This is a genomic window from Streptomyces sp. UH6 (genome assembly GCF_013421635.1).
GTDB lineage: Bacteria > Actinomycetota > Actinomycetes > Streptomycetales > Streptomycetaceae > Streptomyces > Streptomyces abyssomicinicus.
Map to the genome: position 1 here is coordinate 1 of NZ_JACADT010000046.1, position 14883 is coordinate 14883.

General features: G+C 70.5%; 11 protein-coding genes. 6 read left to right on the plus strand and 5 right to left on the minus strand.

The window, feature by feature from the left end; translation table 11 throughout:
- The 4 genes from HW445_RS05510 to HW445_RS05525 form a co-directional block, all read right to left on the minus strand.
- The coding region (locus HW445_RS05510; RefSeq protein ID WP_180219907.1) for a LacI family DNA-binding transcriptional regulator at positions 1 to 990 on the minus strand (990 nt) is incomplete at its 3' end.
- Between the two features lie 144 nt (positions 991 to 1134).
- Positions 1135 to 2670 (minus strand): glycoside hydrolase family 43 protein, encoded by a 1536-nt coding sequence (locus HW445_RS05515; RefSeq protein ID WP_180219908.1) that lies wholly within the window; start codon positions 2668 to 2670, stop codon positions 1135 to 1137.
- Positions 2671 to 2803: 133 nt separating this feature from the next.
- Entirely contained in the window at positions 2804 to 4270 is a 1467-nt protein-coding gene (locus HW445_RS05520; protein WP_180219909.1) for an endo-1,4-beta-xylanase, read from the minus strand.
- 174 nt (positions 4271 to 4444) lie between these two features.
- On the minus strand, positions 4445 to 5410 hold the full coding sequence (locus HW445_RS05525; RefSeq protein WP_180219910.1) for a glycoside hydrolase family 6 protein: 966 nt from the start codon (positions 5408 to 5410) through the stop codon (positions 4445 to 4447).
- A 404-nt stretch (positions 5411 to 5814) separates the two neighbouring features.
- Between HW445_RS05525 and HW445_RS05530 the strand changes: the two genes are divergently transcribed.
- The 5 genes from HW445_RS05530 (at position 5815) to HW445_RS05550 (ending at position 13552) form a co-directional block, all read left to right on the plus strand.
- Positions 5815 to 6828, plus strand: a complete 1014-nt coding sequence (locus HW445_RS05530) for a LacI family DNA-binding transcriptional regulator (protein WP_180219911.1) — start codon at positions 5815 to 5817, stop codon at positions 6826 to 6828.
- Between the two features lie 890 nt (positions 6829 to 7718).
- Positions 7719 to 9155, plus strand: a complete 1437-nt coding sequence (locus tag HW445_RS05535) for a non-reducing end alpha-L-arabinofuranosidase family hydrolase (RefSeq protein WP_180219912.1) — start codon at positions 7719 to 7721, stop codon at positions 9153 to 9155.
- A gap of 201 nt (positions 9156 to 9356) precedes the next feature.
- Positions 9357 to 10352 (plus strand): PaaX family transcriptional regulator C-terminal domain-containing protein, encoded by a 996-nt coding sequence (locus HW445_RS05540; protein ID WP_180219913.1) that lies wholly within the window; start codon positions 9357 to 9359, stop codon positions 10350 to 10352.
- A gap of 333 nt (positions 10353 to 10685) precedes the next feature.
- Positions 10686 to 12002, plus strand: a complete 1317-nt coding sequence (locus tag HW445_RS05545) for a PHB depolymerase family esterase (protein ID WP_308798381.1) — start codon at positions 10686 to 10688, stop codon at positions 12000 to 12002.
- A gap of 221 nt (positions 12003 to 12223) precedes the next feature.
- Positions 12224 to 13552, plus strand: a complete 1329-nt coding sequence (locus HW445_RS05550; protein WP_180219915.1) for an MFS transporter — start codon at positions 12224 to 12226, stop codon at positions 13550 to 13552.
- A 37-nt stretch (positions 13553 to 13589) separates the two neighbouring features.
- Here the strand turns inward: HW445_RS05550 and HW445_RS33315 are convergent, their stop codons facing one another.
- Complete coding sequence (locus HW445_RS33315; RefSeq protein ID WP_308798383.1) at positions 13590 to 14033, minus strand: MarR family transcriptional regulator; 444 nt, start codon at positions 14031 to 14033, stop codon at positions 13590 to 13592.
- Between the two features lie 83 nt (positions 14034 to 14116).
- Between HW445_RS33315 and HW445_RS05560 the strand changes: the two genes are divergently transcribed.
- Positions 14117 to 14883, plus strand: a 767-nt coding sequence (locus tag HW445_RS05560; RefSeq protein WP_180219917.1) for a crotonase/enoyl-CoA hydratase family protein, incomplete at its 3' end; no start/stop codon positions are given.

The following is a 14883-nucleotide window of genomic DNA, read 5'->3' on the forward strand; positions in this document are numbered from 1 at the left end:
TTCCATGCGGACGGGGCGGCGGGCGCCCTCGCTCCCGCCGCGGGACAGGTCGAGCAGGAGCCCGACCGCCGCGGCGCCCAGTTCGGCGCTGGGCTGTCTGACGGTCGTCAGCCCGGGGGTGACGCACCGGGCCTCGGGCAGGTCGTCGAAACCGATGACGCTGACGTCCTCGGGGACGCGCAGGCCTCGGGCGACCAGCGCGTCGTAGACACCGAGGGCCATGGCGTCCGAGCACGCGAAGACGCCGGTGATCCCCGGGTCCTTGTCGAGCAGGGCGTGGGCGGCTGCGGTCGCCCTGGCGCGGTCCCACCCGCCGTGCACCACGGACACCGAGGTCCCGCCGCCGGGCGCCGTCTCGGCTGCCGCGCGGAACCCGTCGACGCGCGCCCGGCTGTAGAGGTGACGGGCGTGGCCGGCGACGACCCCCAGCCGTCCGTGGCCGAGGGACAGGAGGTGCTCGGCGGCCATGCGGCCCCCGTCCCAGTTCGCCACTCCGACACTCGCCACCCCGGACGGCGGCTTGCTCATCGGGTCGATCAGTACGACGGGGGCGCCTGCCGCGTAGAGGGCGTTCAGATGATGCGAGTTGGGGTCGACCGGCATCGCGACGGTGCCCACGCTGCGTCTCCTCAGGACTCGCGTCGCCCAGTCGGTGTGCGGCTCGGCGAGTGTCAGCACGACGTCCAGTCCGGCTGCCGCCGCCTCACGCCCGACTCCGGCTGTCACCAGGTTCGCCCAGGACCCCTCGAAGTGGGTGACCACGAGGGTGAGCACGTTGGACAGACCGCTCTCGTCCCGCTCGTTCTCGATCCTGGCCCCGCCCCGGCGGGTGTAGCCGACCGCCTGGACGGCTTCCATCACCCTCGCCCGTGTCTCGGCCGAGACGTCGGTGCCGCCTCGCAACACCTTGGACACGGTGGGCACACTCGTACCGGCGGTCTCGGCGACCAGGGACAATGTCGGACGCGAGCCGACGGGTCGGGGGGACATGCGGACAGGCTATCCAGCGAGTGGGCCGTCCGGGACGGCGGGTCGAGGCCGTCCCGGGGAGGCGTGCCGGGGCCACGACCTGCCGGTCGAGGTACCCGCGGGGACGAAACCCCGCCCGCTCCGGCGGACACCCGACTCCGCGCCTCAGACGGACGGTGCGGAGGTCGGGGCGTACGCGAACCAGTCGAAGGCGACCACGCCCTCGGTGGCGTACATGCCGATGACACGGCCGGTGAAACCGCAGGCGACCTCGGTGGACAGGTAGCGCCCGTCCAGTTCGGCGAGCGGCCGGGCGTTCTCGGCGTCGGGATCGCCGATCCAGAAGGCGAGGGTGTCCGGGCCGGTGGTCCCGCCGTCGGTGAGTTCGGGCGACGCGGGCACGAGGCCGGACGTGCGGATGGTGACGGTGAGGGTCAGCGGCCCGGGCGGGACCGGCCGGGAAGCCACGGTCTGGCGCAGCGGACCGATCCGGGCGACGACTCCCGCCTCTCCGTTCCCGACCTCCAGTTCGTAGTGGTGGGCCTCGTCCAGACGCACGCTCAGTCCACCACGCCCCGTGCCCGGGTCGATCGAAGCGGAGGCACGGCAGTCGTGGTGCTGCTGGCGGCGGCCGACGAAGGTGTACCCGGGGCGGTCGAGTGTGGCGCCGGTGGCCCGGAGGGTCAGCCGGCCAGGGCTCTCGGTGAGCGACCAGGAGCCCTCCGGGCGGGCGAACGGGGAGACCCAGTACGGGGCCAGGACGGTCTCGTCGAAGTCGTCGCGGCCGGGCGGCGCCGGAACCGGGTGCCAGGCGCCGCCCGGCGCCGCGTGGCTCTCCGGCACGGGCGCGACGACGGGCCAGCCCTCCTCGTCCCACTCGACCGGGGTCAGGAACGTCTCGCGGCCGAGCACGTGCACGTCGGGTGTGAAGCCGCGGGGCCGGACGCCCAGCAGCACCATCCACCAACTGCCGTCGGGGGCCTGCACCAGGTCGGCGTGACCGGTGTTCTGGATGGAGCGGGCGCTGCCGCTGTGGGACAGCAGGGGGTTGGCGGGTGCGCCTTCCCAAGGTCCGCGCGGCGACCGGCCGCGGGCGACGGACACGCTGTGACCGCGTTCGGTGCCGCCCTCCGCGATCAGCAGGTACCACCAGTCGCCGATCCGGTAGAGGTGCGGCGCCTCGGGGTACTTGAGGCCGCTGCCCGACCAGGTGGGGAAGGGCCCCTCCAGCACCTTTCCCCCGACCGGGTCGATCCTGGCCATGTTGATGCCCCCCTGGGGCCCGGAGAAGGCACACCAGCAGGTGCCGTCCTCCTCCCACGCCAGATCGGGGTCTATCCCGTGCAGGTCGATCCACACCGGGTCGCTCCACGGCCCCTCGGGCCGCTCGGCCGAGACGACGAAGTTGCCGCCGCCGTCGACGTTGGTGTCGACGACCCAGAAACGGCCGTCGTGGTGACGGATCGTGGGGGCGTACAGGCCGCCGGACGCCTTGGCGCCGGGGAGCGGCAGCGGCAGCTGGCCGGGGCGGTCGAGCACGTTGCCGATCTGCTCCCAGTGCACGAGGTCCTTGCTGTGGAAGAGCGGCAGCCCAGGGAAGTACTCGAAGCTGGAACACACCAGGTAGTAGTCGTCACCCACCCGGCACACGCTCGGGTCGGGGTGGAAGCCGCTGATCACCGGGTTGTCGTAGGTGGGCACGGAGTGTTCTTCCCTTCGGGCTGTCCGGCGGCCTGCCAAGGGCCCTTGTCCCGCGGTGCGCGGTCAAGGGCCCCCGACAGAACCACGACGTCAGTGGTTCGGTTCTACCGGCCGCTCCCGGTATTTTCTCCCGTCAGGTGCGCGTCCAGCGCTGGTTGGCGCCGTTCGAGCAGGAGTAGAGCTGGATCAGGGTGCCGTTGCCGGTACCCGCGCCGACCGCGTCGAGGCAGAGGCCGGACTGGACCCCGACGATCGAGCCGTCGGAGTTGAGGCGCCACTTCTGGTTGTCGCCGCCCCAGCAGCTGTAGATCTGGACCTTGGTGCCGTTGCCGGTGCCCCCGGCGTCCAGGCACTTGTTGCCGTAGACCCTGAGCTCGCCGGCCGAGGTGTACGTCCACTGCTGGTTGGTGCCGTTGTTGCAGTCCCACAGCTGGACCTGGGTACCGTCCGTGGTGCTCGCGTTGGGCACGTCCAGGCAGCGGCCCGAGCCGACGCCCCTGACGGGTCCGGCGCCCGAGGGAGAGGTGGGCGTCGGGGTCGGCGTGGGGGTCGGGTTCGGGTTGGTCGAGCCGTTGTTGAGGGCGTTGAGGACGGAGGTGTAGGCGGCCTTCTTGCTGCCGTCGTTGTTGAACAGCAGCGGGGTGTCCCCGGATCGCCAGGAGTCGCTGTCACGCACGCCCCAGACGGTGATGCCGAGGCAGCGCGGGACGGCCAGGCAGTCGTTCACCACGGCGGCGTAGGTCGTGGACGAGGCGCCCTGGATGTCCAGTTCGGTGACGGCCACGTCGACGCCGAGGGCGGCGAAGTTCTGCAGCGTGGTGCGGAAGTTGCTGTTGTAGGGGCTGCCGCTGTTGAAGTGCGACTGGAAGCCGACGCAGTCGATCGGCACGCCGCGCTGCTTGAAGTCCTTGACCATGTTGTACATGGCCTGGGTCTTGGCCCAGGTCCAGTTCTCGACGTTGTAGTCGTTGTAGCAGAGCTTGGCGGCCGGGTCGGCGGCCCGCGCGGTGCGGAAGGCCACCTCGATCCAGTCGTTGCCGGTGCGCTGGAGGTTGGAGTCGCGCCGGGCGCCCGAACTGCCGTCGGCGAAGGCTTCGTTCACGACGTCCCACTGCGTGATCTTGCCCTTGTAGTGGCTCATCACGCCGTTGATGTGGTCGTTCATCGCCTGACGCAGCGCGCTGCCGCTGAGGCTCTGCATCCAGCCGGGCTGCTGGGAGTGCCAGGCCAGCGTGTGACCGCGCACCTGCTTGCCGTTCTGCACCGCCCAGTTGTAGACGCGGTCGGCGGAGGTGAAGTTGAACTGACCCCGCTGCGGCTCGGTCGCGTCGATCTTCATCTCGTTCTCGGCCGTCACCGAGTTGAACTCACGGTTCGCGATCGACGTGTACGTCGAGTCGCCCAGCCTGCCCGAGGCGATCGCGGTACCGAAGTAGCGGCCGCTCTGCGCCGCGGCGGCGCCGAGCGTGCTCTCGGCGGCGCTCGCGTTCGACGGTCCGACCAGTGCGCTGGTCAGGCCGACGGCGCCGACGGCCAGTGCCAGTAACAGGCCGCGGATCCTTTGACGGACAGCGGGTTGGGGAAGGGCGTACGAGCCCATGGCTGTGCCTCCAGGGGTAGACATCACGGACGGACTGAAGTGCGGGGGGACGCGACGTCCGCTCCGACGTGGCGACGGACGGTGCGTCCGGGACCCGGGTGGCGCGGAACGGGCCGGCCGCCCACCTCCCCGGGCGAAGAGGAGGGGGCCGGCCGCGTCACGGCCCCGCCAGGGTCAGTAGCCGTAGATCATCTTGTAGGCGGCCTCGGGGAGGAACTGGCCGGCCGAGGAGCCGGCTCCGACGCCGCAGTTCCCGTCGGACTCACCCGGCGTCTTGATCCACAGCAGCATCTCGGCGCCCCCGCCCAGTTGGGTGGGCGTGCCGATGCGGCGGCCGGAGGGGTTGCACCACTGGCCGTTGGAGCCGTTGCCGTTGCGGCTGGTGTCCACGACGAACGGCTTGGTGTAGCCGTAGCGAGCGCTCAGCTGACTGTTGACGGCGTTGCCGTACGCGGTGTTCTGGGCCGTGGTGAAGTAGTTGGAGACGTTCAGCGAGAAGCCGTGCGCCTGCCGGAGGCCGGCCTCGTGGAGCCGGCGTGCCATGGTCGCCGCGTCGGTCCAGCCCGGGTTGCCGGCGTCGAGGTAGACCCAGGTGTTGGGAGCCTGGCGGCTGAACTCGGAGAGGGCGCCGGTGAGCATGGCCTCGCGCTCGTCGATCTGGGCCTGCGTCATGCACCCGTAGTCCCCGAGGGAGTCCGGTTCCAGGACAACGACGGCCGGACGGTTGGCGATGCCCCCGGCGAACTGGGCTATCCAGCTCGCGTAGGCGGACGGTGAGGACGCCCCGCCCGCGGAGTGTCCGCCGCAGTAGTCGCGGTTGTAGATGTTGTAGGCGACGAGAACGGGCAGCTTGTCCCGGCTGTCCGCGGCACCCGCGTACGCCCCGGTGGCCGTTCCGATGGTGCCGCTCCAGGAGCCGAACCAGCGGGCCATGGGCGTGTTGGCTATCGAGGAGTTGATCGCCGCGGCCCGGCCGTCGCCGGGGTTGGCGGCGGTCCATCGCTTGGCGCTGGAGTCGGGGTCCACGTAGAACCCGCTGGTCATGGTGGTCGGGTCGGCCGCGTGGGCGGACGGGGCGACGGCGAACGCGAGCGGCAGGGCGAGGAACGCTGCCACCACGGTGCGGAGTCTGCGGCCCATGTCTGTACCTCGGCTTCCTGGCAGGGATGCGCCGCCCGCCCTCGTCCTGAGCGTTCGACGCGCTGAAGGAAATGCGGTGGTGCGACGTCCCCGCACGGCGACGGCCTTGTGGGGGGAGTCTGCGAGCAGGGGTTCGATCCGACCCCGGGAGCGCTCCCAACTGGAAGCGCTTCCAGCCCGTGAGGTCGGTGATGCAACCGGTATGGTTGTGCCGTTCCGCTTGCCGTGTCAAGGGTCCGGTTGCGGGCATCGGTCATGCAGCAGAAAAGAGCGCCTCTCCTGGCTGGAAGCGCTCCCAATCCTTGGTCACCACCCCGTCGTCCGGGTCGGCCCCCGCCGCTCCGCCGGAGCGGCGGCATGGGCGAGGATGGGAGCCGTCCGGTCGACAGGAGAGGATCGCGTTCATGGCAGAGGATGCGCCCCGCCGGCAGCCGACGCTCGACGAGGTGGCCGAACTGGCAGGCGTCTCCCGTTCGGTCGCCTCACGCGCCCTCAACAACGCCCCGCACGTCAGCCGGGTCAAACGCGAGGCGGTCGAGAGGGCCGTCCGGCGACTCGAGTACGTGCCCAACTCGACCGCCCGGGCACTGGCCACCCGGCAGACGGGCGCGGCCGCCCTGGTCGTCTCGGGGGAGGACCCGTCGATCTTCGCCGACCCGTTCTTCGCGCAGGTGATCGTCGGTGCGTCGGCCGCTCTGGAGGAGGCCGACCTGCATCTGATGCTGTGTCTGGCCGCCTCCGACCGGGGCCGCAAGCGGGTGGAGGAACTCCTCCGGTCCAAGGGCGCCGACGGCGTCATGCTGATGGCGCTGCGCGAGGACGATCCCCTCGCGCGGATGGCCGAGAGGGCGACGATGCCCGTCGTGTTCGGCGGGCGACCGGTCGGTTCGGTGCCGCGCTGGTACGTGGACGTCGACAACGCCGGGGGTGCACGCGAGGCGACCGAGTACCTGATCTCGCTCGGTCGTACGCGGGTGGCCGCGCTCTGCGGGCGGCTGGACACCGAAGCCGGACGCACCCGGTACCGCGGGTACCGGGACGCCATGCTGGCGGCCGGTCTCGAACCGTTCCCGCCCCGCGAGGGGGACTTCACCGAGAGCAGCGGGGCCACCGCCATGGCCGCGCTGCTCATGGAGCGCCCCGATGTCGACGCGGTGTTCGCCGCCAACGACAACATGGGGGTGGGAGCGCTGCGCGCGTTGCGCGGGGCCGGCCGGAGGGTCCCCGACGATGTCGCGGTGGTGGGCTTCGACGACCTGGCCGTCGCGCAGGTCTCGGATCCTCCGCTCACCACCGTGCACCAGCCCATACAGGCCCTCGGGCGGGAGATGGCGCGCATGCTCGCCGCTCTCGTCAACGGGCAGGACCCCACCGCGCTGATCCTGCCCACCCGGCTGGTCGTCCGCGTCAGCGCCTGACGTCCGGCCGGTCCGCCCCGAGGACGTGGCGTGGCACTCCTGGGGCGCGGTCGGAGGCGCGGGCTCGCCGACGAAGACATCAGGCGGTTCTGCCTGCCGGCCCGCGTGGAGATGCGGTGTTAGCGATAACAACTCGCCTGGTGAGATGGGTTCGTGACGCCGCTGGATGGAGTGTGCGGTCCGTTCGGGGGAGACGCGCTGTGGACGGGTGGTGGAGCCGGAGAACTCCTCCTCCTTCGACGTGCACATGAGGACACGCCTGTCCGGTATCGGCCCCAGTGGCCGACGGGCGAAAGAAAGCGCTGGTCAGTGCCGTGAAGTGGCACTGAGGACTGCTCGGTCAGGCGTAGTCCGCTGAACCTCGCCGACGGTGGTTTCGTGACGTCCGTTGCCGGCCGGGCGATGATTTTCGCTGCACGAGCCTGGCTGTCGGGCGGTGTTAGCGGTAACAATTACCGGCGTCACAATTACCGGCGTCACAGTTCCGCCTGCTCAACCTGGCTTGATGGCACTCAATCCCCTGCGCGGGGTGGGGCACGGTGTGCATTGAGCTGTTCGGCTCCCCAGTCGCACCCGCTCGCGCGGTCACGGCCGGGCCGCATCCGACCGGTGCGCCCCGGTCCCGGCCGGCAGGGGGAACGGCTCGCGGTGCCGGTGGGGACTCCCCATGGCGGCTCGCACCACAACGATCAAGGTCCGGCACAGGCCGGCGCGCTTCGCAGCGACAGGAAGCCGCCGGGTGTCACCGGTCCGTTCACGGGGTTCGCGGGACCGGGGGGCCGTAAGGCCGGATCCGGACCGCGGACCGGCACGTACAGCACCACATCGACAGTCCGGACGGTTCCCTTCGGGACGGGCCGGAGCCGTTTGCCCAAGACGAGGAAGTCTTCATGCGCAGAGGAATTCTCCACCGCAGGCATCTGTCCGCGGTGTTCTCCGCCGCGGTCACGGTGCTCGCCGCGTTGGCGGCCACGCTGGTGGCCAACCCGGCCCAGGCGGCCACCAGCGGCGCCTTGCGCCACGCCGCCTCCAACCGGTGTCTCGACCTGCCGAACTCCGACACCGCCAACGGCGTGTACCTGCAGATCTGGGACTGTTCCGGAAACTCCAACCAGCAATGGACGTTGACGGACAGCAATCAGCTGACCGTACTCGGCAAGTGCCTGGACGTTCCGAACCACTCCACCACGGCCGGCGTCCAGTTGCAGATCTACTCCTGCAGCGGCGGCGCGAACCAGCAGTGGCGGGTGAACAGCGACGGCACGATCGTCGGCGTGGAGTCCGGGCTGTGCCTGGACGCGAAGGACAACGGCACGGCCAACGGCACGAGGGTGCAGCTGTGGACGTGCACCGGCAGCAACAACCAGAAGTGGAGCGGCCTGACCGGAGGGTCGACCCCGACCACCCCGCCGCCGGGCGGCTCGTGCAGTCTGCCCTCCACCTACCGGTGGTCGTCGACGGGTGCGCTGGCGCAGCCGAAGAGCGGGTGGGTGTCGTTGAAGGACTTCAGTGCGGTGATGCACAACGGCAAGCGTCTGGTGTACGGGTCGTACTCGACGGGGTCGTCGTACGGTTCCATGGCGTTCAGTCCGTTCACGAACTGGTCGGACATGGGGTCGGCGGGTCAGAACGCGATGAGTCAGGCGGCGGTGGCGCCGACGTTGTTCTACTTCGCGCCGAAGAACGTCTGGGTGCTGGCGTACCAGTGGGGTTCGGCGGCGTTCATGTACCGCACGTCGAGCGATCCGACCAACGCGAACGGCTGGTCGGCGCCGCAGGCGCTGTTCACGGGCAGCATCTCCGGTTCGGACACGGGTCCGATCGACCAGACGCTGATCGCGGACGGTCAGAACATGTATCTGTTCTTCGCCGGTGACAACGGGAAGATCTACCGGGCGAGCATGCCGATCGGGAACTTCCCGGGCAATTTCGGTTCTTCGTACACGACGATCATGAGTGACACCAAGGCGAATCTGTTCGAGGCGGTCCAGGTGTACAAGGTGCAGGGTCAGAACCAGTACCTGATGATCGTGGAGGCGATGGGTGCCAACGGGCGGTACTTCCGTTCGTTCACGTCCTCGAGTCTGAACGGTTCGTGGACGCCGCAGGCGGCCACCGAGAGCAACCCGTTCGCGGGCAAGGCGAACAGTGGTGCCACGTGGACCAACGACATCAGTCACGGTGACCTGGTCCGCAGCAACCCGGACCAGACCATGACGATCGACCCGTGCAACCTCCAGCTCCTGTACCAGGGCAAGGCCCCGAACTCGGGCGGCGACTACAACGCGCTGCCCTACCGGCCGGGTGTCCTCACCCTCCAGCGCTGACCCACCCGATCCGGATGATCGCACGGGAACCCCGGCCGCACCGCGGCCGGGGTTCCCCGCCCGGGGGTACCGGGCCGGGCGGGACGGCGAGGCCCGGCGGCGCGGCCCCAGGGGGACAGGTCCGGTGCACGGGGAAAACAACTGGCCGGTAGGTTGCGGGAGTTACCGAAGCAGCCATACAGAACCGTGCCGGAGAGTGTCGTGGTCCGTCCCTTCGACGTCAACGAGATCTATCCCGACGACCCGGCCGACTCGGTGCGGCTTCCCCGTCGGAGGGCCGGGGGGTCACCGCAGAGTCTCGCGGTGACGCTGCTGGCCGACTACACGTTGCGCACCCGTGCGCCCGTGCCGTCCGGGGCGATCGTGGCGCTCCTGGGGGAGTTCGGCGTCACCCCCGCCGCAGGCCGCACCGCCATCAGCCGGCTGGCGCGGCGGGGCGTGCTGGAGAGCAGCAGGCACGGGCGGCACAGCTCCTACCGGCTGAGTGACCCCGCCGCGGTCAACCTCTCCCTCTCAGGGCATTCGATCGTGGCGTTCACCGAGCGGGCCGAGAGGTGGGACGGCTCGTGGACGGTCATCTCCTTCTCGCTGCCCGAGGGCCGTAGCGCCGAGCGGCGGACGCTGCGGGGACGACTGCGCTGGCTCGGGTACGCGCCGCTGTACGACGGGCTGTGGCTGTCGCCCCGGCCGTTCACCCCGAGGGCGCGCGAGGAAATGGCCCAGGTCGGCCCGGGCTCGCTGACGGTCTTCCGGGCCCAGCACGTGGAACTGGAGTCGGCCGCCCGCCGCGATCCGCTGGACGCCTGGGACGTCGACGCCATCGCCGAGGAGTACACGTCCTTCGTCGACCGGTGGAGTCCGCTGCTCGACCGGATACGGGCCGGTGGGGTGGGCGGCGTCGAGGCCGTCTGCGCGCGCACCGAGGTGATGGACACCTACCGCCGGTTCCACGTCCTCGACCCGCGGCTGCCGATGCGGTGCATGCCGCCGGGCTGGCGGAGGGAGCAGGTCAGGGACATCTTCACCACGGTCTACGACGGCCTCGCCGCGACCGCCCAGGAGCACGTGCGGACGGTGGCCGCACTGCCCGGCGCCGCGGACGGCGGTGTCGGGGCGCACACCACCTCGGATCTGCTCGCGGGAGTGTGGCTCGGGGAGACTCCGTCGGGCAACTCCGGGTCGGCGCCGATTGATTGACGGTTTTCTGTCCGGGGGATACGGTCATTGTTATATGAGGCAGGGCTCCTGGATCTCATGGTGGCCGCACGCGGCGCTCGTTCCTTGTCCGCGAGGGGCGCGTGCGGCCACCGCCTTGATCGGCCGCAGCCTCATCGTGCGCAGCGTCATCGTGCGCAGCGTCAGGTCCGCAGCGTCAGGTCCGCAGCGTCAGGTCCGCAGTTCCATCGGCCCGCAGCTCCAACGGCCGCAGACAGTCGCGCCCGCGTCGCGAGCCCGCACGTGGGCGTTCCCCCCACAGCCGCACGGACGGCCTCGGCCGGATGCCGTGCGGCGCATTCCGAGGAGTCCGCAGTGAAGAGTCCACGCAGACCGTTAGCAAGGCTGGCCGCCGCGGTGGTGGCGGTCGGCATCGTGCTCATCGGCCTCGTCACGGTGGCGCCGGCCCAGGCCGCGTCGCTGAACCAGGTGACCAACTTCGGCGACAATCCCGGCAACATGCAGATGCACGTCTACGTACCGGACAGCCGCCCCGCGAAGCCGGCCGTCGTGGTGGCCATGCACGGCTGCGGCGGAACCGGCCCGAACTTCTACTCCGGCAGCGAGTTCGCCTCACTCGCCGACCGGTACGGGTTCATCGTCGTCTACCCGACCGCGACCCAGTCGGCGGGCTTCGGCAAGTGCTTCGACACCTGGTCGGACGCGGCCAAGCGCCGCGGCGGCGGCAGCGACCCCGTCTCGATCGTCTCGATGATCAACTACGTGAAGCAGCAGTACGCCGCCGACCCGAACCAGGTCTACGCCACCGGGAGTTCCTCCGGCGGAATGATGACCCAGCACATGCTCGCCCTCTACCCGGACGTGTTCAAGGCCGGCGCCTCCTTCATGGGTGTTCCGTTCGGATGCTTCGCCAACGCGGCGGACTACCCGCCCGGCACGAGCAGGTGCACCGGCGGAAGCATGACCAAGACCCCGCAGCAGTGGGGTGACCTGGTGCGGCAGGCGTACCCCGGGTTCAGTGGAACACGGCCGCGGATCCAGCTGTGGCACGGCACCGGCGACACCCTCGTGCCGTACCAGCTGCTGCAGGAGAGCGTCAAACAGTGGACCGACGTGTTCGGGCTCAGCCAGACGCCGACGTCCTCCGACACCCCGCAGCCGGGCTGGAACCGCCAGCGATTCGCCAACTCGTCCGGCGCGGTGAACGTCGAGGCGTACAGCATCCAGGGCGCCGGCCACTCCCTGCCGTCGAGCGGGATGGCGGCCCAGGCCGTCCAGTTCTTCGGCCTGACCGGCAGCACCCCCGGCCCCGGCCCGACGACCGGAGGCCCCAGCACCCCGCCGGCCGAGGGGGCCACCTGCAAGGTGACCGCCGCGGTCACCTCCTGGAGCAACGGGCTCACCGAGAACCTCACGATCACGAACACCGGCAACTCGGCGGTGAGCGGATGGTCGCTCGCGTTCACCCTGCCCGCCGGGCAGGCGATCACCAACGGATGGAACGCCACCTACAAGGGGACCGGCGGCCAGGTGACCGCCACCAACGTGGGCTACAACGGCACGATCGCCGCAGGCGGGTCCACGACGATCGGCTTCCAGGCGACCCACAGCGGCAACACCGCCTCGCCGACCGGGTTCACCCTCAACGGCGCCCCCTGCACCGCGGGCTGACGGGAGGTCCGACCGGAACACCGGGCAGGCCGGAGTCCCTCAGGGGGCTCCGGCCTTGCCCGCGTGCTGCCCGTCAGGCCCCGCGTGCGCGTACACCGCCAGGCGTCCCACGACGGCTGCACGCGTCCGAACCATTGACAGGTTTCCTGATCGTCTCGACACTGGCCATCGATCAGGAAACCTGACAGTTTTTTGGGCCGGCAGTGCGAAGGAGCCCTGGCATGAAGCCCTCAGATCCCCCCTCCGGCGACACCACGCAGCTGCGCCGTGCCGTGACCTCCAGCTTCCTCGGCAGCGTCATCGAGTACTACGACTTCCTGCTCTACGCGACCGCCTCCGCGGTGGTCTTCGCCGAGGTGTTCTTCTCCGACCTCGATCCCCTGGCCGGTACGGTGGCCAGCTTCGGCACCCTCGCCACCGGTTACGTGGCCCGGCCGCTCGGCGGTGTGCTGTTCGGTCACTTCGGGGACCGGCTGGGCCGCAAGAACATGCTGGTGCTCTCGATGACGCTGATGGGCGTCGCCAGCTTCCTGATCGGCGTGCTTCCCACCCATGCGAGCGCCGGCAGCCTGGCGCCGATCGCGCTGGTCCTGCTGCGGGTGCTGCAGGGTGTCGCGGTGGGCGGCGAGTGGGGCGGCGCGGTGCTGATGTCCGCCGAACACGCCAAGAGGCGGCGCGGGTTGTGGGCGAGCTTCACCAACGCGGGCGCGCCGTGCGGCATGGCGCTGTCCACGGTCGTGATGTCGGCGACCGCCTCGGCCGTCGGCGAAGAGGCGTTCCTCGCCTGGGGCTGGCGCATACCGTTCCTGCTGAGCGTCGTGCTGCTGGCCATCGGTCTGTTCGTGCGACTGCGGGTGACGGAGACGCCCGTCTTCGCCTCGGCCGCCGCCGAGGGCGCGCCCCGCCGCGCCCCGCTGTGGGACGTGCTGCGCAACCATCCGCGGGTGCTGCTGCTCGGCGTGGGGGTCGGGCTGAGCGCGTTCGTGATGCAGGGCACCCTGACCACGTTCATCATCTCCTACGCGGTACGGGGCGGGTTCGGCCGTGACACGGTGCTGAACGCCCTCACCGTCTCGTCGACGCTGGCCGTCGTCGGCATCGTCGGCTGGTCCGCGGTCAGTGACCGGTTCGGCCGCCGGCCCATCGTCGCCGCGGGCGCGGTGGCGGTGGGCGCCTACGCTTTCGTGCTCTTCCCGCTGGTCGACAGCGGCAGCACCGCCCTGCTGGTGGTGGCCGTCGTCGTGGGGCAGTCGGTACTGCACCCGATGATGTACGGGCCGCTGGCCGCGTTGTACACGGAACTGTTCGCCACCCGCAGCCGCTACACCGGAGCCTCGCTCGGCTATCAGCTCGCGGGTCTCGGGGCCGGCTTCGCGCCGCTGATCTTCGCCCAGGCGCAGGCGCTCGGTGGCGGCACGACCGCCATCTCCGTGGTCATCGCCGGGTTCTGCGCACTCACCCTCGTCTGTGTCCTGGTGCTGGGCGAGACCAGCCGTAACGAACTCTCCGCGCCCGCCGGGCATCACCTGGAGGAGCGCGAGACGGTCTGAACCGCGTGGCCGTGCCGGTCGCCCCGCGCCCGCTCCGTCACCGGGGCGGGCGCAGGGCCCGCCAGGAACCGTCGAGGGACGAGCGCAGGCGCGCGCGTTCCGCCCGGCTCAGCCCCGAGAGCATCAACTCCTCGATCCCGGCGTGCGCGTCGGCGTACTCGGCGAGGAGGCTGCGGCCCTCCTCCGTGAGGTGCACCAGCAGTTCGCGGCGGCTGGCCGGGTTGGGGGAGCGGGAGATCAGTTCGCGCTGCTCCAGCGAGCGCAGCATGTCGGCCATGGCCTGGGGCGTGACGAAGGAGTCGCGGGCCAGCTGGGCCGCCGAGATGCCGTCGCGCCGCTCGAGCACGGTGAGCGCCGTGTACTGAAGGGTGGTCACGCCGGAGCCGCGCAGCATCTCGTCGAGCCGCGCCCGGATGACGAGTTCGAGGCGCTTGACCGCGTACAGCAGTGACGGCGCGCTCCGGCCCTCGGCTTCTTCCACCGTTTCCCTCCCAGCTATTGACAGGAATCCTGATGGTATCAACGATGGTTGATCATCAAGTTTCCTGATGGTCTGGAGATGGTGTGACCGCAGAGAACAACCTCCCCGCATCCTTGTCGCTGGACCGTCACGGTGACATCGCGGTCCTGACCCTGAGCCGCTCCGCCAAGCGCAACGCCCTGGACGACGCCACGGTACTCGGCCTCGGCGCATTCTTCGACGCCCCGCCCGCCTGGGCGAAGGCGGTCGTGCTGGCCGCCGACGGCGAGCACTTCTGCGCGGGGCTCGACCTCGCGGAGCTCATGGAACGGGACGCCGTGCAGGGCCTGCACCACTCCCGCATGTGGCACCGCGCCTTCGCGCGGATCGAGGCCGGGACGGTCCCGGTGATCGCCGTGCTCAAGGGCGCCGTGGTGGGTGGCGGCCTGGAACTGGCCGCGGCGGCCCACCTGAGGATCGCCGAGGACTCCGCCTTCTTCGTCCTGCCGGAGGGCGAGCGCGGCCTGTTCGTCGGGGGAGGAGCCTCCGTCCGGCTGCCACGGCTCATCGGCGTCGCCCTGATGGCCGACATGATGCTCACCGGCCGGGTGCTGAACGCCGACGAAGGCGCCGCCGCCGGACTCGCCACCTACCGGACTGCCGACGGGGAGGGCCTGGCCAAGGCGCTCGAACTCGCCGCCCGCGTCGCCCGCAACTCTCCCGTCACCAACTACGCGGTGATCCACGCCCTGCCCAGGATCGCCGAGGCCTCGCCCGAGACCGGTCTGCTCCTCGAGTCCCTGATGGCCGGCGTCGCCCAGAGCAGTGGCGAGGCCAAGGACCGGATGAACGCCTTCCTGTCCGGCCGGGC